Raw genomic sequence first — 19,605 nt, 5'->3', positions numbered from 1 at the left:
TAGGGGGTAAAGCGTCATGTCCATATTTGTGCCGTCAACTATGACACCGGGTCCGTCGAAGGCATCCACACCAAATGACATGACATCGCGGGCGATTTCGGCAGGGTCCGTGCCGCCCATAACAGCCAAGACTGCCGATGCCTTTGTGCCGGCAGGACTGAATATGCCCGTCGCACTGCGGCGCCGGCTTCCTCGGCTTGCAACGTCGTCCTTCCTGGTCGCCGGCGACATTGCCAGCTATCTGACGGCCTATTTCGTTCTCCTGTTCTTTCTTCCTAGTGGTGCAGAGGGCACGCTCGTGGAGCGTGCGTTCACGATCGCCGCACTGGCTGCGATTGTTCTTTACGCATCGGCCGGCCTCTATCCTGGATATCGGCTGCATGATCACGAACATCTGCGGCGGCGCACTATCGCTGCCGTCAAGGTGGCTGTCCTGGCGGTATTTGCAGCAATTGTCCTGCCCGAGGGGGGAGGGCTGCTGCTTGCCATTATCGCGTTCCTCGGTCTCGGGCTGATTGTTCAGCCATTTGTGCATTGGCTTGCACGCGGCCTGTGCTGGAGACTTGGTATTTGGGGGGAGCGCGCGGTTGTCATAGGGGGGCGCAACCTTGCTCCCGCGCTCGCGGCACATTTCACCGACCACTGGCAGTATGGCATCAGGCCGGAGCTCTTTTCCGCCGATGGTTTGGAGGCATTGCCGGGTGGCGGGCCATCCATTGCGGTGATTGCCGGCGACACAGGCTCGCTTGTGTCCGACTTGCCGGCGATGCGTCGGAGGTTCGCCGAAGTCATTTTGCTGTCCGACACGCCGAGCCTTAAGGTCAGTGGATTGCGACCTGCGGATATCGGCGGAGAGATCGGTGTTCGCCTCACCACCAGTGGGAGTTCGATCAACTCGGATCCGGTTCGCCGGATCCTCGATCTCGCAATCGCCATCCCTGCAACGATCGTGGTCGCGCCATTCATCGCGATGGCCGCCGCCGCAATCTATGCCATCGATCCAGGCCCCGTCTTCTTCCGGCATACCAGGGAAGGACGGTCCGGCAGGCCGGTGCACGTTCTGAAATTGCGGACAATGTACCAAGATGCAGAACAGCGCCTTGAAGCACTATTCCGAGACAACCCTGCCATGCGCGCCGAGTGGTTGAGCCACTTCAAGCTCAAGGACGATCCGCGCATCCTTCCGATTGTAGGCCATATGCTGCGCTCTTCGAGCATCGATGAGCTCCCGCAATTGGCGAACATCATTGCGGGCGAGATGGCCTTCGTGGGACCACGCCCGTTCCCGGAGTATCACCTTTCGGCGATGGACGGCGAATTTCGGGACAAGCGCCGTTCCGTCACGCCGGGGCTCACGGGTCTTTGGCAAATATCCGAACGAAGCGATGCGGATATCGAGCTGCAGCAGCAACTCGACGAGTTCTACATCGACAACCGGTCCCTCTGGTTCGACTGCCAAATTCTTCTCGGCACAATCCCCGCGGTCTTCAAGCGCAGGGGAGCCTGCTGAGCACTTCCACGAGGCAATCATCAACAACGGAGCACACCAATGCACGGACACAAGAGAATTATGGTTACCGGCGGCACCGGGTTTCTGGGATCATTCCTGTGCGAAAGGCTTTTGCGAGAGGGCAATGACGTCCTCTGCGTGGACAATTACTACACCGGTTCGCGCGACAACGTGCTGCACCTTCTCGACGACCCGCGCTTTGAGATTCTTCGCCACGACATTACCTTCCCGCTTTATGTGGAGGTCGACGAGATCTACAACCTCGCCTGCCCGGCATCTCCGGTCCACTATCAGCACGACCCCGTGCAGACGGTGAAGACTAATGTGCACGGGGCCATCAATATGCTCGGCTTGGCAAAACGCACCAAGGCGAAAATCTTCCAGGCTTCCACCAGCGAAGTTTATGGCGATCCGGCCGTGCACCCTCAACCCGAGGAGTATCGAGGCAGCGTCAATCCGATAGGCCCGCGGGCATGTTATGACGAAGGCAAGCGGTGTGCCGAAACGTTGTTCTTCGACTATCATCGCCAATACGGTGTGGAAATCCGCGTGGCGCGGATCTTCAATACTTATGGGCCGCGTATGCAGACCAATGACGGCCGCGTCGTCTCCAATTTCATCGTTCAGGCGCTTCAAAATGAGCCGATCACCATCTTCGGCAAGGGTACGCAGACGCGCTCCTTCTGCTACGTAGATGATCTGATCGAGGGCTTCATCCGCCTGATGGGTACGCCAGCCGGCGTCACGGGTCCGATCAATCTCGGCAACCCGGGAGAATTCCAGGTCCGGGAACTGGCCGAGATGGTCATCGAGATGACCGGATCGAAATCAAGCATCGTTTACAATCCTTTGCCGATTGACGATCCCACACAGCGCAAGCCCGACATCAGCCGGGCAAAGCAGGAGCTGGGCTGGCTGCCGACGGTGAACCTGCGTGAGGGGCTCGAGAAAACGATCGCGTATTTCGAGTGGAAGCTTTCTGGCGGAGCCAAGAGCGTGCCTGGCGTCCGGTCCTCGCGCCCGGCTTACACCTATCTGCCTACTCCGGCCGTCGGTCTTCCCGTTCCGCAAGCTGCGCCGCTCGGAACGTGAACAGAACGGCAAAGCGAAAATCAAGGCTCGGTTCTTTCAATGAACCGAGCCCCCAAACCACGGTTTGCACGAAGAGCGGCGACCGTCGGACATGCAAATCGCCGCAAAACACTGAGGACATGAAGCATGCGCATTGCTGTTATTACGCCATACTACAAGGAGCCTTACGAGCTCCTTGAGCAGTGCCGGGCGAGCGTTCTCGACCAAACCGTTGCATGCGACCACGTCTTTGTTGCCGACGGATTTCCGAACGCGATCGTCGGTGGCTGGCGCGCAAAACATTTTACCCTGCCGAATGCTCACGGCGACGCCGGCAACATGGCTCGCGTGATCGGCAGCCTCAGCGCCTTCGCCCAAGGCTATGACGCGGTGGCGTTTCTCGATGCGGACAACTGGTACAGACCCGATCACATTCAGCGCCTGCTCGAACTTCACCGCCGTACCGGTGCTGCGGTTTGCACATCGAGACGTTCGATGCACCGCGCGGACGGCAGCTATATGTTCGACGATAAAAAGAGCGACGGCCGTACGCACGTGGATACGAACTGCTTATTTCTCACGCGACCGGCCCTGCCGATCATTGCGCGCTGGGCTCACATGCCGAGGGAACTCTATCCAGTCGGAGATTCCGTATATTGGAGTTCGATCCGGAGTTCTCGGCTGTCGTGCTCTCATGAGCCGACCGCGACGGTATGCTACCGCACGACGTGGGAAACCGACTACAAGAAAATGGGAGAGCCTGTTCCTGCGGGCAGCAAGACCCTCGCATTCACCGACCAGCCATACCACTGGTTCAAGTCTCTCCCGGCTCGGGACCGCTGGCGCATCTGGCAGGATTTCGGCTTTCCGCTCAGGCGCCGCACGGTAGCAAAGCTGGTCGGCCAATATGCGCTGTCAAGGCTTTCTCCCACCTCTTATCTCGGCGCCAAAACATGAGTGCTGACAGTCTTGTCGAGCCCCTTAATCCCTCGTTGAACCAAGAGTGGCGCTGTGCGCACGGAGGAAGAAGTTTGCAACGTGTTGATGTCGTAATTCCCTGCTACAATTATGCCCATTTCTTGCAGGAATGCGTTGAAAGCGTCCTCTCGCAGACGGGCGTCGATGTGCGCGTGCTCATTATAGACGACTGCTCGCCGGACAATACGTCGGAGGTCGGAATGGTCCTGGCAGCCCGTGACACGCGGGTCACTTATCGGCGGCACGCGGCAAACATGCGGCACATCGCCACCTATAATGAGGGGATCGATTGGGCAGGCGGTGACTTATTCCTGCTTCTTTCTGCGGATGATTATCTTCTGCCGGGCGCGCTGGATCGCGCAGCGGAGCTGATGCGAAATTATCCGGATGTAGGGTTGGCGTTCGGGAACGCGATCATCGCGGAGCCAGATGGCACCATGAGCAAGCGCGCTGATCCTCTCGGCGAAAACTACGTGCACCCCATGCAGATCTTGTCCGGTCGGCAATTCATGCAGTTGAGTGGAGCGCGCAATCTCGTTCCAACGGCGACCGCTGTTGTGAGGACGGCGCTGCAAAAGCAGGTGGGCGGCTACCGCAAGGAACTGCCGCATGCCGGCGATATGGAAATGTGGCTGCGGCTCGCATCACATGCCGGCGTAGGGTTCATCAATGCCGATCAAGCAGTCTATCGCCAGCATGCTTCGAATATGTCCCTGCAATACTATGGAGAAAATATCCTCTCCGACCTTCTGCAAAGAAAAATGGCTTTTGATATGCTGTTTAACCAAGCGGCCGATAGCCTCGGGAAAGATGAGATGTTGCGACGCTTTCTTGCCAGAGATCTCGGAAGACAGGCACTTCAGCAGGCCGGTATTGCATTCAACAACTTCGACGTTGCGACGGCCGTGGCTATTCAGCGTTTCGCACTGGAGGTTTCTCCTGAGGTGCGAAATTCGTTGCCCTGGATCAAGTTGGTTTGCAAGCAAACGATCGGGCCAAAATGCTGGTATGCCTTGAATTCTGTGCGGCGAAGAGTTGCAGCATGAAGGGGCAGGACCGGGCTGGGTCAGTTCATCCGAAAAACAGGCCGTGGTTGAGCGCCCGATTGCTACTCATGCCAAAATCGCGGGAAGCGGAACAGATCGCCCTTGAATAAGAAGAGGAATAAGAAGACCCGGTGACGCATTCGCGGCACCGGGGTGATTTGAGCAAGAACGTGGTTACAAGAAAAGATTTGTCAAAGCCATAGTATCATTACAGCGTATTATTCACGCTAACGCCGGAATTCCACTCTGGAACAGGTCGTTAAGCTTGAACACGACTTCCGTCCTGTTGGTTGCCTTGACCTTTTTCATGATGTTGCGAACGTGCACCTTGACGGTGCTTTCTCGCAGGTTGAGCTCATAGGCAATGATCTTGTTCGCCTTTCCGCGCCGCAGTGCCGCCACGACTTCGGCCTGGCGATCCGTGAAGATCCCGGCCAGCGGGTGCGTTGTCGGGTTGTTCGACTGCAGCAAGTGACGCATGGCGAACAGGGCGCTTGCAGGCACGAAAAGTCCTCCTGCTACCGATAGCGCAATCAGCTCCATGCAGACGCTAATGCTGACGGAGGCAGGTATGTAACCCTTGGCTCCGTAATCAATCGCCCTCACGATCTGGGCGAAGTCGTCACTATCGGACAATACGATGACCGGTGTCGACAAGAATTCCGACGAAAGACTCTTGATCTGCTCCGAAACGACGGGGTCGTCGACCGTCTTGCCACCGACGTTCAAGAGGATTGCCGAAAGCGGAGGATATTCTTCACGCTTTTGCTTCCACTCTTCAATCGATCCGAACGCCAGAATCGTGAAATCAGCCGTGTTGGCGGCCATGCATTGCGCAAGGCAGTGCCGGTCAAGTTCCCTTTTGTCAAGAATGACGAGCGATTGCTTTGACTTTGACCGTCCGGCAAACGCAGTCGAACCATCTTCTATCTCTAACGGGAGAGATATGTTTTCCTGCCTGTGGCTTATATTTATTGTATCCAATGCCCCATCCTCCCAGTCCTTTTTTTACGCGGTACTTCAAAGTCGAATGTAAAACTCCTCTGTAAATAGGGGAGTTTAATTACCAGAAGTGCTAATTTAATAACACAGTTCCGGGGATGTTAAACTAATTAATAGTGGTTACCCCAACACATAAGTTCCCTGAATAGACACAAATGCTCGCATCGTTGAAACTGATCGATCTGTGTCTAATTCATTTGTATGTCGATCCATGAGGTTGCTAGCAATATTCAATTGGACTCTCTAAACCCATGTAAACTATGCACGTCTTCGACGTGCAGGGTCAGGATCGATCGGTGCGTGACCTATCGCTGCTGATGATCGGTGGCCTTAGACGTTCGCATGCGATGGTCATCCAATTTTCGTACGCAGATACGCCTTTAGGTGAATGAACTTCAACGTTTTGTTTCTTTACTAAAATGAAGAAAACAATTCTTTTTGAAGGGAAGGAAATATTTGCTCTGACGAAATGAAACCTTGGATGCATTCTTGCGATTGTTGGTTTCACCCAAATCAGGGTGTGTGAGGAGTAGGGGGCGAGTTGGGATGATTGCATCGAACGTCAACCTGGGTGACGGCTGCGTTATCCACCATCGGGATCTTGTCAATCTCTACGGCTGCACGATCGGCGCGGGAACGCGCATCGGCACGTTCGTCGAAATCCAGAAAAACGTTCTCGTCGGAAAAGACTGCAAGATCTCCAGCCATTCCTTCCTCTGTGAAGGCGTGACGCTGGAGGACGGCGTTTTTATCGGCCACGGGGTGATGTTCACCAATGATACCTACCCGCGCGCCGTCAATTCGGACGGCAGTCTTCAGACAGAGGCCGACTGGGTTGTTATCCCCACTCTGGTCAAGCGCCACGCGTCGATCGGCAGCAACGCCACCATTCTGCCTGGCGTGACCATCGGAGAGGCCGCACAAGTCGGCGCCGGCGCGGTTGTAACCAAGGATGTGCCTGACGGCGCAATTGTTGCCGGCGTTCCGGCGAGAGTCACCGGTCGCGTTCATGACCGGTCAGTTAACATGCAAGCGTGGGGAGGAATGCGATGATCGGCATTGCTGTTGTTGGATATGGGTATTGGGGCCCGAACCTGGTTCGTAACATCTCGGAAGCGGCCGGCGCGCAGCTCCTTTCAGTTTGCGACCTGAATGTCGAACGGTTGGCGGCGGTTAAAAGCCGGTATCCCGCGGTGACGATCACCGACAATTTCGAGGAAGTCCTACGCGATCCGAAAGTGGATGCAATCGCCATCGCAACCCCGGTCTCGACCCATTTCAAGCTCGCAATGCAGGCGATGATGGCCGGGAAGCATGTCTTTGTCGAAAAGCCGATGGCATCGACGACGGAGGAAGCGGCGCGGATGGTCGAGGAAGCCGCGCGCAGACGTCTCGTGCTGGCCGTGGATCATACCTTCGTCCACACGGGCGCCGTCCGCAAGATGCGCGAACTGGTCGAAAGCGGCTTGGGCGACATGTATTACTACGACTCGGTTCGGGTCAATCTGGGGCTCTTCCAGCACGATGTCAGCGTTATCTGGGATCTCGCGGTGCACGACCTGTCCATTCTGGACCATGTTGTGCAGGAAAGGCCGGTGGCTGTTTCTGCGACGGGCATGAGCCATGTGCTCGGCGAGCCGGAGAACATCGCCTATCTGACGCTCTTCTTCGAGAGCAAGCTTATCGCCCACATCCACGTCAACTGGCTGGCGCCGGTCAAGGTGCGCCGCACGCTGATCGGCGGCAGCAACAAGATGATCGTTTACGACGATCTGGAGCCCAGCGAAAAGATCAAGGTTTACGACAAGGGCATCACGCTGAACCCGAATTCCCAGGCCTACGGCGAGAAGGTGCATCAGATGATGGTCGGCTATCGCAGCGGCGACATGTGGGCGCCGAAGCTCGATATGACCGAAGCGTTGAAACGCGAACTGGATCAGTTCGTCGATTGCATCGAGCAGAATTCGCGGCCCATTACCGATGGGCAAGCCGGGTTGCGCGTTGTTCGCATCCTTGAATCCGCAAGCCGGTCGCTCGCCCAGCGCGGTCGCATCATCGAGCTCGAAGAGGCGAGGCGCATTGCATGATCCCGTTCCTGGACCTCAAAGCACAATATCAATCGATCAAGAGCGAAATCGACGCCGCCGTGCTCGGCGTGCTCGCCTCGGGGCAATACATACTGGGCGAGGAGGTCGCCCGGCTCGAGCAGGAATTCGCGGATTATTGCAACGTCAAACATGCGATAGCCGTCAATACCGGCACGAGCGCCCTGCATCTGTCGCTGCTGGCGGCAGGCGTCGGCCCCGGCGATGAAGTCATCACCGTGCCTTTTACCTTCGTCGCGACCGTATCGGCGATCTGCTACGCAGGCGCACGACCGGTATTCGTCGATGTCGAGCCCGTGACGCTGACGATGGACCCGGCTCAGCTCGAGGCAAAGATCACACCCAGAACCAAGGCCATTATTCCCGTCCATCTCTATGGTCAGATGGCCGATATGGACGCGATCAAAGCGATTGCCGACCACTACCGGATACCGGTCATCGAGGACGCCTGCCAGGCGCACGGGGCGCAATACAAAGGCGCGCGTGCCGGCAGCATCGGCGCATCCGGCTGTTTCAGCTTCTATCCGGGCAAGAATCTCGGCGCCTGCGGCGAGGGCGGTATCGTCGTCACGAACAGCGACGATCAGGCCAAGACGATGCGCATGTTGCGCGACTGGGGTCAGGAACAGCGTTATCACCATCTGCTGAAGGGCTTCAACTACCGCATGGATGCCATTCAGGGTGCGATCCTGCGCATCAAGCTCCGGCATCTCGAAGCCTGGACAGAAGCGCGGCGCGCCCATGGACGCCGCTACTCCTTGCTGCTTGGCGGTTCGCCGAATTTGACGACGCCTGTCGAAATCACCAACCGGCGCCACGTCTATCACGTCTATGCCATCAGAAGCCGCGATCGCGACGAGCTTCAACGCGTGCTGAGCGCTGAGGGCATCCAGTCCGGGCTGCACTATCCGATCCCCGTTCACCTGCAGAAGGCCCATGCCGACCTTGGTTACCAGGCCGGCGATTTCCCAATCTCGGAAGTCGCCGCACGGGAGGTCCTCTCGCTGCCGATCTATCCCGAGATGCCGGCGTGGCACGTCGATCAGGTGGCCGCCGCGCTGGAGTATGCCTATGTCAGCTAGTCATGCCGGCGAGGCCCGGGTCGTGCAGGCGGTCCATGGCCGTCATGAAAGGCCGGCGGACCCTGCCTACCAGGCGGGGTTGGCCGAAGAACTCAGGGAGTCGTACGGGCGCGCTGGCCTGATTGAACTCTACGGTCGTTTCGCCACTGGTGACGGTGTCATCGATACGCTGATGCGAAAAGCCATCTGGAAAGCCATTACGCGGAGCTGCGGCACGGGATTGCAGGTTGCAGGCGGCGCCGGTTTCAAACATCCGGAAACTTTCGAAATCGGCGATGGAGTGTTCCTTGGCGCCCAGGCCTATATCCAGGGACGCTTCGACGGCCGATGCAAGATCGGCGACAATGTCTGGATTGGGCCGATGGCTTATTTCGACGCTCGCGATCTGGTGATCGAGGATTCCGTCGGGTGGGGACCTGGCGCCAAGGTGCTTGGCTCGACCCACACGGCACTGCCGATGAATGTGCCGATCATTTGCACGGATCTTGAAATCAAGCCGGTACGCATCTGTGCAGAGGCCGATATTGGGACGAATGCGACCATTCTACCCGGTGTGACCATCGGGAAGGGAGCGATCGTTGGAGCGGGGGCAGTTGTCGTTTCAGACGTCGAGCCGTTCTCAGTTGTCGCAGGTGTACCTGCGAAATTCATACGTTGGCGTTCGGATAATGATCCGATGACGAACATGTCGCGTGAGGGAAGATCATGAGAAATCAACGGGTGCTCATTACCGGCGGAGCCGGCCTGATCGGGTCGCATATTGCCGATCTCGTCGCATTGGAAAAACCGCGTGAGATCATCATCCTCGACAATTTCGTGCGCGGACGCCGGGACAATCTCAGCACCGCAATAGCCAGCGGGTGCGTTAACATCATCGAGGGAGATATCCGCGACAGAGCGCTTCTGGCAAAAGTCTTCGAAGGCGTCGACATCGTCTTTCATCAGGCCGCAATCCGCATCACGCAATGCGCGGAAGAGCCACGACTGGCTTTCGATGTCCTTGCGGAGGGCACGTTCAACGTTCTCGAATCTGCCGTCAAGGCAGGTGTCTCGAAGGTGGTCGCTGCTTCCTCGGCTTCCGTGCTGGGGCTGGCCGAGAGCTTTCCAACGACCGAAGAGCATCACCCCTACAATAACCGGACGATCTACGGCGCGGCAAAGACATTCAACGAGGGGTTGATGCGCAGCTTTGCGGAAATGTACGGCCTGCGCTATGTCGCGCTCCGCTATTTCAACGTTTACGGGCCGCGCATGGACGTCTATGGCGCCTATACGGAAGTTCTGATCCGTTGGATGGAACGTCTGATGGCGGGAATGCCGCCCCTCATCTATGGAGACGGTACCCAGACGATGGACTTCGTCGATGCCCGCGACATCGCCCGCGCAAACATTCTGGCCGCGAAAAGCGATGTTACGGACGAGGTGTTCAACGTTGCGAGCGGCAAGGAAATAAGCCTGCTGGAACTCGCAAGGATGCTGAGCGACATTATGGGTTCTTCACTGGAGCCGGAGCACAAGGAAGCCCGCACGGTCAACGGCGTAACCCGTCGCCTTGCCGATATCAGCAAGGCCGAGCGGCTCCTCGGCTTCAAGGCGGAGATCTCCATGGAGCAAGGGCTTCGTGATCTCGTTGCCTGGTGGCAAAAGCAGACCGATGCAGGGGGGCAGGCAGCATGAGCTCATCTCAATCGACAATTCCGGTCGCCAAACCCGTCCTCGGCGAGGAAGAGGCTGAGGCTGCGCGCCGCGTTATTCTGTCGGGATGGGTAACGCAGGGGCCGGAGGTCGCGGCTTTCGAGCGTGAATTCGCTGCCTTTGTGGGCGCCGCGCATGCCTGCGCCATGTCCAACTGCACAACTGCGCTGCATCTGGCGCTGAAGGCGGTCGGCGTATCCGCCGGTGATGAAGTCGTGACGGTCAGCCATTCTTTCATCGCGACTGCAAACGCGGTTCGGTATTGCGATGCGGTGCCCGTTTTCGTCGATATCGAAGAAGATGGTTACAACATCGAAGCCAGCCTGATCGAAAGGGCGATCACGCCCCGCACCAAGGCAATTCTCTGCGTGCATCAACTCGGCATGCCTTGCGATCTCCGTGCCATCGTGGAGATCGGCAAGCGCCATCAGATACCGGTCATCGAAGATGCAGCCTGTGCGACGGGAAGCGAAATCCTGTGGGACGGCCGTTGGGAAAAGATCGGCAAAGCGCATGGCGACATTGCCTGCTTCTCCTTCCACCCCCGAAAGGTCGTCACGACGGGCGATGGCGGCATGCTGACCACGGCCAATCCCGAATATGACCGGAAGTTCCGGCTCTGGCGCCAGCACGGCATGAGCGTCACCGATGCCGTTCGTCACGGCTCGAAGCAGGTCATCTTCGAAGATTATGACGAGTTGGGTTACAATTACCGGATGACCGATCTTCAGGCGGCCGTCGGACGCGAGCAACTGCGGCGGCTGCCGGAGTTGGTTGCCCAGCGCAGGCTGCTTGCCGAGCAATATTGCGAACGTCTGCAGACGATTGCCGGGCTATCTCTGCCGGCCGAACCGGGCTGGGCTCGCAGCAACTGGCAGAGCTTCTGTGTGAGATTGCCCGATACGGTCGATCAGCGGGCGGTCATGCAGACCCTGCTCGATCAGGGTATCTCGACCCGGCGTGGGGTGATGAACATTCATCTGGAGGGAGCCTATTCAGGTGAGAACTCCTACCGCGCTGCCACGAGCCTGATGCGAAGTGTATCTGCGCAGCAGCAAACGATCATCCTGCCGCTTTACGCCCAGATGACGCTGTCTGACATGGACCGGGTTGTCGGGGCACTTGGCGCAGCGCTTGCGGAAGCGACCGTGGGAGCCGCCAGCGTGCAACGGGCCATGGATGTCGCTGTCGCCTGAACCCGCATTTGTCTGACGCAACAATCGACATAACGAACAATGCGCGTATCTTCGGATGCGCGCATTGTTCGTTATGCTGGGTTCGTTATGCTGATTTCGTGATCCATCCGCGGATGATTGCCGGCACGGATTCCGGCGGAAGCAGGTCGATCAGCATGCGCAGCGAATAGAGCCCGCAGAGAACGACGGCGACGAAGCCCATCATCGTTGCCGGCCATAGCGGCAAAATCGAGAACATCAGGAACACCAGTCCCGATGCAGGCAGGAAGAGCAGCGCGTGCCTGCGATTGGCGGCGGACCAGCGAAAACCGGTCAACTTCCGCACGATCACATAGATCAGGATGCTGTGCCAGACATAGAGGCCAAAAAACGCCATGCCGGCTCCGCGCGTACCGAGCAGCGATACGAAGAGCCAGGCAAGCCCTACATGCACGACCGCCGCCGCAACCTCCGTCCAGAAGAAAATCGCCTGGGTCCGCTTCGCCACGACGATGAAACCCATCGGCCAAGAAATAATCCGCAGCATCATTCCAAGGCAGATCCAGCGCAGAAGCTCGACTGCCCCATGAAATTCTGCCGAATAGAACAGGCTCATCATCAGCGGCGCGAGCGTCAACGTGCCGAGCAGACCGGGGCCAGCGAGCAGCATGCTGATTTCCGCCTGTTCATTGACCAGCCGATTGCATTCGGCACTGTTGTCGATCGTTGCGGTCAGGCGCGGATAGAAATCCGTTCCCATGGCCTGCAGGATGAAACCGGCGTATAGACCGCCGAGGCCCCAGGCCGCTTGATACAGTCCCGCCGCCATGACGCCGCCCTCCTTCAGCACGATGAGGCGGATGGCATAGGCCGCACCGAAGGTCAGAAGCCCGCTTGCCATGAAGACGAAACCGAGCCGGAGCAGTGCCGACACCTCCCGGCTGAACTGGCGCGTCGACATGGGCGAGGGATGCGGGAAGATCCGCCGGCTGTACCACCAGGTCGGAAGGATCGAGGCAGCTGCAATGACCACGAGCGACGGTGCGATCGCCTGGACCCCGAACAGGTAGATCAGCGGGATACTCACGGCTGTACCGAAGAGCCCGGCAAGAACGTTGATGCGGGCAAGGTCCGCAATGCCGCGCAGTCCCTGGATCAATGCGCTCTGCCCCGCAGACACCAGCCGGAAGAAAACGGCGAGCGACAGCAGCACAATGCCACCGACGTGCTGGTAATCACCGAAAGTGAAACTTGAGACAGGATATGCCAATGCGGCGAGAAGAAGCCCGCCAAGCAGCGCCAGCACCACCGATATGCGTCTCAGGACGGTTGCCGATTGAGCAATCCTCGCTGCGTCACCGGTGCCGGCTGCCTCCGCGACCTGGCGCACGCCACTGCCGCCGACGCCCAAACCCGCGATAGACTGCGCGATATCGACAATCGAGCTATAAAGGCCCATAAGCCCGATGCCTTCCGGCCCGAGCAGGACGGCCATCGCCTTGTTTCTGATAATGCTGAGTGCGACATTCACGAGCGAAGCGCCGCCCATCAGCATCGTCGATTTGAGGATCTCAGTGTAGGTCTGGCTGCCGGGTGGGGTCATGCGCAAAGTCATCGGAAGCCCCTAGCCGTGTTTCCCGTGCCGGCGTTCAATCCCCGCCGCAGGCTCGATTGCAGCACATGCTTTTCGCGTATCACCGGCTTACCTGACTGACATGCGCCTCTGTCTGAACAGGCAGAGCAGCGGCGTCTTCGGACGGCGCATCGGCGATGCTGCGGCTCCGGGTTACCCTGATCACGTCGCCCGGCGCTAGCTCGGTCGTTTCCAAGGCCTGGAATTGATTGACCTCACCCTTGTCCCGCCGGTTCACGACGAACGCCAGGGGAAGTTCTTCAACGCGGTTACTCACGTTGGCGCCGTTCGCCAGGTCTTCGAGAAGCAGTTGTTGTGTGGTGTCGCGCTTCAATTTCAGCTGATCGAGATTGGCTCTTTCCGCCTGCACCTCGGACGCGACCTCGCTCCGGCGGGTGTCGGAAAGCCCCTCGAGACTGCGCGTCGTCTCGTTGATCGCCTGGCGGCCCCGCATGATGGCGGTGACGAGATCGAGCCGGTCGGAGCGATAGGTGGTGAGCAATCGTTCCAGATCCATCTGGCGTGAGCTGATTGTCAGGCCCTTCTGGACCAGCGTCTTCACGCTCGTCAGTTGCTCTTCGACCGACTGGATATTGTCATCCGAGCCTTTCAGCTTTTCTTCCAGTGTTTCGATTTCCGCCGTCAAGAGATTGCGCAATTCGACGAGCGCCACCGACTGCTTGTCCAGCGCGTTTGCACGGGCCTGAAAAATAACCCGCTCCTCCTGGTAGAGGCTCTCGGCATATTGCCGATCGGCAGCGGGCGGCTGATCGAAGGCGATCTCTTTCTCCCCGGCCATCTCCGCTTGCAGCCGCGCGAGCTTTGCCGAACCGCGCAACAGCGAATGGTCGATGTCCCGCAAGTCGCCGACAAGCCTGATCGTCTGCGATTGCTGCTGTGCCGCAGCCCGCAATGGGCCGCCGCTCATGGCCAGGGATTGCAGGACGCTAAGGCCGGAGCGAAACTTGTATTCTCCCGGCGCTACCACGTCTCCGACGACGTAAATGGAGGGATAGTCGAGGATATCGATGGTCACCGCAGGTGCCTGGGCCAGACCCATCTTCGCCTGAAGGCGCTTGCCGATCTCGTTGGTGAGGCCCTCATTGTCCAGATTTCCAACCGACAGCGACCCCAGAAAAGGCAGGGAGACCGTACCTGCATCCGAAACCGTATAGTCGCCGCCAATCCCGTCCCATCGCTCAAACTGGCCTTTGGACTGGATCCATTGGACGATCGTCAGGCGGATTCTCGTTTGTGGAGCCAAGAGGGAGCTGTCGGCGACAGCGGGCGACACCGCTCCGGCGAGAAAGGCGAGTGCGCTGATGACAAACGTCGCGCGAAAGAACACGCGAGGGGCGCGGTGCGATAGATTCATATACATGTCTCGCCTGCAAAACATTCTTACACGGACGCTGATACGATACCTTGAACTCTGCTTGAACGCCGGAAAGCCACTTCCGAAGCTGCATCGCCAGTGTGCAGTCTAGCGATGCCTTGAGGAAGGTGGAGGTCGTCTGCTTTGCCACATCAATATTGATGAGGTGGGGAGGGTGTTCAGGCTAAATTGAGTAGAAACATACATCGGCGATGCGGCACACAGGTGTCGTCTTGGAAAATCAACAGGTTCTGCACGCAGAAATAGGCACGCTTGCGTCGGTAAAGCGCAACCCCTCCGGCAGCGCCTTTATGTCGGGATCGTCGATTTTACCGCACGATGACCTGCCGCTTCGCTATCTTGCGGCTGCGAGCCTTGCCCAGGAACGGTGAATCTCTGCCATCACGCATCTGATCCATCGCGTGGGCGACGCAACACGGCCGCTTGCCCAAAGGATGCAGCCAGTAGAGCGAAAGGCGTAGGATATACTCTGCCAATTTTCGACTATACTTCAGAGCTTCGCGTTTAAGCGATCCTCATAGATTCGACCCTGACAATCTCGCGAGAGGTACCTGCCATGTATCGTAATGCTCGCCGGTGGACTTCGCGCTCACTCCTGCTGGATTCATTGGTTCCCCGATGGCTGACTGTCGGCGGAAAGGAAAGGCCGCGCAAGCCTGCCGGAAAGCATGGGGATGATGCTCAACTCGCGGTAGGGGTGCAAACGGCGGATGGAAACAAGCAGCCCCCCCTCGTCGGTGATCTCCATAAGGACGGGGCGCTCAACGAGCATGAGGTTGGGCAGAGCGCGGGCGTCAACCGCAACGCTGACGATCGGGCCGACGACGGCCCGGCAGCGCCGCCCCTGCCTGACGCTTTCACAATCAATCGCGAAATCGGAGAGCGAAGCGGTGATAGAGCCGCGTCCGTATTGTCAGTTCATACGCCGGATTCTGCCCATTTCGAGGGGAATGCGAACGGAGTTACATTCGGGGCGGCATCACCCCTTTATCGCACCTACGCTGGAATGAACCTCATAGGCGACGATCCTTTGGCGCCGTATCTGCCGCAAAGCCCTTCACCGACGGCTTCGGGGCAAGCTTCCGCTGCGGTGGCGGCTGAGCGCACGCACTCGGGCAAAGTCGTCATTCTCGAATCGACGCCGTCGGCGCAGTCGGCCGGGCAGCATGCTGGAGCAAATGCGCTGGCGGTTGGCATGCCCTTTGGTGTGTGCGGGTGCGGCTACTATACGTCTCCCACACGGATTCTCGATTGGGCCCATGGCGGCGCCTTGCTTCAGCAGGATGGTCAGTTGCCGGGAACAAGGCTGACCGAAGGGCCGGACTATGTGGAGACGATCAAGAAGGCCATCGGAGCCTCGGTCAGCGACCCGCTTCTCGATCGTAGCCTGTCTCCCCTCTCGGGCTGGCGCGGAACCGCAACGTGGACAGAATCAACGGCCCTGAACGGATCGTTGCCCGGCGGCGGAGAGACCGGAAAGGGCACCACCACGAAGGGTGTCGGCATCCTTTCCGGCTCGGTGATGACACCGCCTCAACCCTCTGCGCAGCGCTCGTTGACGACGCAAGATCTGGCGGCCGCTGCGGCGGCGACCAGCAACGCGATCGTCCTGGAAAACCAGAAGCAGGGCAATCCGGAGAGCGAGTGGGGCATCGACGGTGCCGGCAGCACCAACATCGAGGGGTTTGCGACCGACATCAGCGTCGACAACGGCAAGACCGTCAGCTTCAAGATCAACACGAATTCCACCAACTACCGGATCGACATATACCGGCTCGGCTATTATGGCGGCATGGGCGCCCGCAAGGTCGCGACCATGCAGCATACCGGATTGCAGACCCAGCCCAGTCCGTTGCGCAATGCTACGACCGGCACGGTCGATGCCGGCAACTGGGCGGTCTCAGCTTCGTGGACCGTACCTGATGACGCCGTCTCGGGCGTCTATATCGCCAAGCTCGTGCGCCAGGATGGCACCTCTGGCGAAAATCAAATCCCGTTCATCGTGCGCGACGATGCCAGCCACAGCGACATCGTCTTCCAGACTGCAGACGAGACGTGGCAAGCTTACAACGGCTGGGGTGGTGCAAACTTCTATGGCGGCAACGGCCCCGCGACGGGCCAGGGCGCTGGTCGCGCCTATGCGGTGAGCTACAACAGGCCGATTGCGACCCGCGGCGGGGTGGGCACCTATGCAGGCCCGCAGGACTATCTGTTCGGCGCCGAATATGCGGGCATCTACTGGCTGGAACAGAACGGTTATGACGTCTCCTATATGTCGGGCGTCGACGTCGACCGCTATGGCAGTCTCCTGCTCAATCACAAGACCTATATTGATGCCGGGCACGACGAATACTGGTCGGGACAGCAGAGGACCAATGTCGAAGCCGCGCGCGACGCGGGCGTCAACCTGATGTTCTGGAGCGGCAACGAGGTCTATTGGCGCACCCGTTGGGGCAATGCCTACAGCGCCGACGGCACGCCTTATCGGACCCTCATCTCCTACAAGGAGACATGGGCACCCGGCAGCAGCATCGACCCTTCCAACGAATGGACGGGCACCTTCCGTGATCCGCGTCTCAGCCCACCGGCTATCGGCGGCGGAAACCCGGAAAACTCGCTGACCGGGCAGTTGTTCAAGGTCGACGATGTCGGCAGCAATCTCAGCGCGATCACGGTCGGATATGACGACGCCAATCTGCGCTTCTGGCGCAATACGAGCGTCGCCAATCTCCAACCTGGCCAGACGGCAACGCTCACCAAAAACTATCTCGGTTACGAATGGGACGAAGCGCCTGATAACGGCTTCGATCCGGCTGGCCTCGTCAAGCTGTCGTCGACGACGCTGCCGGTCAGCACTTACTTGCTCGACTACGGAAACACGACCGGCAATGCCACCGCGACCCACAATCTGACGCTCTATCGTGCGCCGAGCGGTGCACTGGTGTTCGGGGCCGGCACGGTCTACTGGACATGGGGCCTGAGCGACAATCACGACAATCAGGCGACCGCGACCGATCCCCGCGTGCAGCAGGCAATGATCAATCTGCTGGCCGACATGGGCATTCAGCCTGGGACGCTGCAATCCGGACTCGTCGCCGCGACCGCGTCGACGGACCATGTTGCACCGACTTCCATCATCACGTCGCCGTCAGCGGCGACCGTTGGCTCCACAGTCACGATTACAGGTACGGCCACCGATTCCGGCGGCGGGGTCGTCGCCAGTGTCGAGGTCTCGATCGACAATGGGGCGAGCTGGCATCCGGCGACGGGCGATGAGAACTGGACCTATAGCTGGTCGCCGCAGGTCGCGGGCAGCTACACGATCCGGTCGCGGGCCGTTGACGATAACATCAACCTTGAAACACCCTCGGCAGGACGCACGGTCACCGTCACCGGGGCAAGTTTTACCTCTCTGTTTGGCGCGGCGACGCCGGCGGTCGTCAATACCGCTGATTCGTCAGCCGTCGAGCTCGGTGTCAAATTCCAGACCTCCGTGGCAGGCACCGTCACCGGTATTCGTTTCTACAAGGGCAGCCTGGACACCGGTACGCATACAGGCTCGCTGTGGTCGAGCACCGGTACGCGGATTGCGACTCTCACATTTACAAACGAGACCGCCAGCGGCTGGCAGACGGCCTATTTCACCAGCCCGGTGAGCCTGACGCCCGGGCAAACCTACACGGCATCCTATCACACCAATACCGGCAATTACTCGACAACTACCGACTACTTCATCGCCAATGTGACGAGCGGACCGCTGACGGCGCCAGCCAGCGGCAACGGCGTATACACCTATGGCAGCGCCAGCCTGTACCCGACGACCACCTTCGAGTCGACGAACTATTGGGTCGATGTGATGTTCACGACGCCGAGTTCGAACACGACACCGACGGCAGTTGCCGATGCGGGTGACGCGACCGAGAAGGGCGGGGTGGCCAATGGCTCGGGCGGCGTGGTTGCGAGCGGCAACGTGCTGACCAACGACACCGATGCGGATGCCGGAGACACCAAGACCGTCACGGCGGTCGGCTTCGGTGCGACCTCAGGCACGCTCGGCACGGCGCTCGCCGGCACCTATGGCAGTCTCGTGCTCAGTGCATCGGGCGCCTATAGTTATGCCGTCAACGAGGCCAATACCGCCGTCCAGGGGCTGCGGCAGTCGATCAACACGCTGAGTGACGTCTTCAGCTACACGATGCGCGATACCGCCGGCGCGACCGCCACGGCCAATATCACCATCACCATCCATGGCGCCAACGATGCGCCGGTGCTGGCTGTCCAGACGGTGGGCCAGAATGCCACCGTCGGCACCGCCTTCTCCTTCGTGCTGCCGACGACGACCTTCACCGATGTCGACAGCGGCGAGACGCTGACCTATTCGGCAACGGCCGCCGACGGCACGGCGCTGCCCGGCTGGCTGAGCTTCAATGCCACGACGCGGACCTTCTCCGGCACGCCGACGACATCAGGCACTTACGGCGTCAAGGTGACGGCGACAGACCTTGGCGGCCTTGCCGCCAACGAGAGCTTCAACATCGCCGTGTCGACGCCTGGCAATACGCCGCCGACGGCAGTTGCCGATGCGGGTGACGCGACCGAGAAGGGCGGGGTGGCCAATGGCTCGGGCGGCGTGGTTGCGAGTGGCAACGTGCTGACCAACGACACCGATCCGAACGCCGGAGACACCAAGACCGTCACGGCGGTCGGCTTCGGTGCGACCTCAGGCACGCTCGGCACGGCGCTCGCCGGCACCTATGGCAGTCTCGTGCTCAGTGCATCGGGCGCCTATAGTTATGCCGTCAACGAGGCCAATACCGCCGTCCAGGGGCTGCGGCAGTCGATCAACACGCTGAGCGACGTCTTCAGCTATACGATGCGCGATACCGCCGGCGCGACCGCCACGGCCAATATC

At 59.3% G+C, this 19,605-nt stretch carries 14 protein-coding genes; 11 read left to right on the top strand and 3 right to left on the bottom strand.

Features of this window, described 5'->3' with window-relative positions:
- Positions 1-16 precede the first annotated feature (16 nt).
- The 4 genes from GR197_RS25640 (at position 17) to GR197_RS25625 (ending at position 4,605) form a co-directional block, all read left to right on the top strand.
- On the top strand, positions 17-1,510 hold the full coding sequence (locus GR197_RS25640) for a sugar transferase (RefSeq protein WP_164014679.1): 1,494 nt from the start codon (positions 17-19) through the stop codon (positions 1,508-1,510).
- A gap of 39 nt (positions 1,511-1,549) precedes the next feature.
- Positions 1,550-2,602, top strand: a complete 1,053-nt coding sequence (locus GR197_RS25635) for a UDP-glucuronic acid decarboxylase family protein (RefSeq protein WP_164014677.1) — start codon at positions 1,550-1,552, stop codon at positions 2,600-2,602.
- A gap of 126 nt (positions 2,603-2,728) precedes the next feature.
- A complete protein-coding gene (locus GR197_RS25630) occupies positions 2,729-3,538 on the top strand; it encodes a glycosyltransferase family 2 protein (RefSeq protein ID WP_164014675.1) in 810 nt (269 codons plus the stop codon).
- 74 nt (positions 3,539-3,612) lie between these two features.
- The gene (locus tag GR197_RS25625; protein ID WP_164014673.1) at positions 3,613-4,605 is read left to right on the top strand and encodes a glycosyltransferase; all 993 of its coding nucleotides are present in this window, start codon (positions 3,613-3,615) and stop codon (positions 4,603-4,605) included.
- A 222-nt stretch (positions 4,606-4,827) separates the two neighbouring features.
- On the opposite strand, the gene GR197_RS25620 is transcribed toward GR197_RS25625, so the two are convergent.
- Positions 4,828-5,589 carry a LuxR C-terminal-related transcriptional regulator gene (locus GR197_RS25620; protein WP_164014671.1) on the bottom strand — a complete coding sequence of 254 codons (762 nt, stop codon included), beginning with the start codon at positions 5,587-5,589 and terminating at the stop codon, positions 4,828-4,830.
- A 564-nt stretch (positions 5,590-6,153) separates the two neighbouring features.
- Between GR197_RS25620 and GR197_RS25615 the strand changes: the two genes are divergently transcribed.
- Genes GR197_RS25615 through GR197_RS25590 form a run of 6 tightly spaced genes read left to right on the top strand, consistent with a single transcriptional unit; the run spans position 6,154 to position 11,685 of the window.
- Positions 6,154-6,660: an acyltransferase gene (locus GR197_RS25615; RefSeq protein WP_164014669.1), complete on the top strand. Its 507-nt coding sequence runs from the start codon at positions 6,154-6,156 to the stop codon at positions 6,658-6,660.
- Entirely contained in the window at positions 6,657-7,694 is a 1,038-nt protein-coding gene (locus tag GR197_RS25610; protein ID WP_164014667.1) for a Gfo/Idh/MocA family protein, read from the top strand. Before GR197_RS25615 ends, GR197_RS25610 begins: the two co-directional genes overlap by 4 nt.
- Positions 7,691-8,794, top strand: a complete 1,104-nt coding sequence (locus GR197_RS25605; RefSeq protein ID WP_164014665.1) for a DegT/DnrJ/EryC1/StrS family aminotransferase — start codon at positions 7,691-7,693, stop codon at positions 8,792-8,794. The genes GR197_RS25610 and GR197_RS25605 overlap by 4 nt, the downstream gene beginning before the upstream one ends.
- Positions 8,784-9,503 (top strand): acyltransferase, encoded by a 720-nt coding sequence (locus tag GR197_RS25600; protein ID WP_164014663.1) that lies wholly within the window; start codon positions 8,784-8,786, stop codon positions 9,501-9,503. The genes GR197_RS25605 and GR197_RS25600 overlap by 11 nt, the downstream gene beginning before the upstream one ends.
- On the top strand, positions 9,500-10,471 hold the full coding sequence (locus GR197_RS25595; RefSeq protein ID WP_164014662.1) for an NAD-dependent epimerase/dehydratase family protein: 972 nt from the start codon (positions 9,500-9,502) through the stop codon (positions 10,469-10,471). Before GR197_RS25600 ends, GR197_RS25595 begins: the two co-directional genes overlap by 4 nt.
- Positions 10,468-11,685 carry a DegT/DnrJ/EryC1/StrS family aminotransferase gene (locus GR197_RS25590; protein ID WP_164014660.1) on the top strand — a complete coding sequence of 406 codons (1,218 nt, stop codon included), beginning with the start codon at positions 10,468-10,470 and terminating at the stop codon, positions 11,683-11,685. The genes GR197_RS25595 and GR197_RS25590 overlap by 4 nt, the downstream gene beginning before the upstream one ends.
- An 85-nt stretch (positions 11,686-11,770) precedes the next feature.
- On the opposite strand, the gene GR197_RS25585 is transcribed toward GR197_RS25590, so the two are convergent.
- Positions 11,771-13,279 (bottom strand): O-antigen translocase, encoded by a 1,509-nt coding sequence (locus tag GR197_RS25585; RefSeq protein ID WP_164014658.1) that lies wholly within the window; start codon positions 13,277-13,279, stop codon positions 11,771-11,773.
- A gap of 79 nt (positions 13,280-13,358) precedes the next feature.
- Positions 13,359-14,672, bottom strand: a complete 1,314-nt coding sequence (locus GR197_RS25580) for a polysaccharide biosynthesis/export family protein (protein ID WP_204330395.1) — start codon at positions 14,670-14,672, stop codon at positions 13,359-13,361.
- A gap of 577 nt (positions 14,673-15,249) precedes the next feature.
- Between GR197_RS25580 and GR197_RS25575 the strand changes: the two genes are divergently transcribed.
- On the top strand, positions 15,250-19,605 hold a 4,356-nt coding region (locus tag GR197_RS25575; RefSeq protein WP_164014654.1), incomplete at its 3' end, for a N,N-dimethylformamidase beta subunit family domain-containing protein.

The organism is Rhizobium phaseoli, from assembly GCF_010668805.1.
In the GTDB taxonomy this organism is placed as follows: domain Bacteria; phylum Pseudomonadota; class Alphaproteobacteria; order Rhizobiales; family Rhizobiaceae; genus Rhizobium; species Rhizobium phaseoli_A.
Note: the sequence above shows the minus strand (reverse complement) of the source record. Positions and strands in the feature narration are given on the sequence as shown.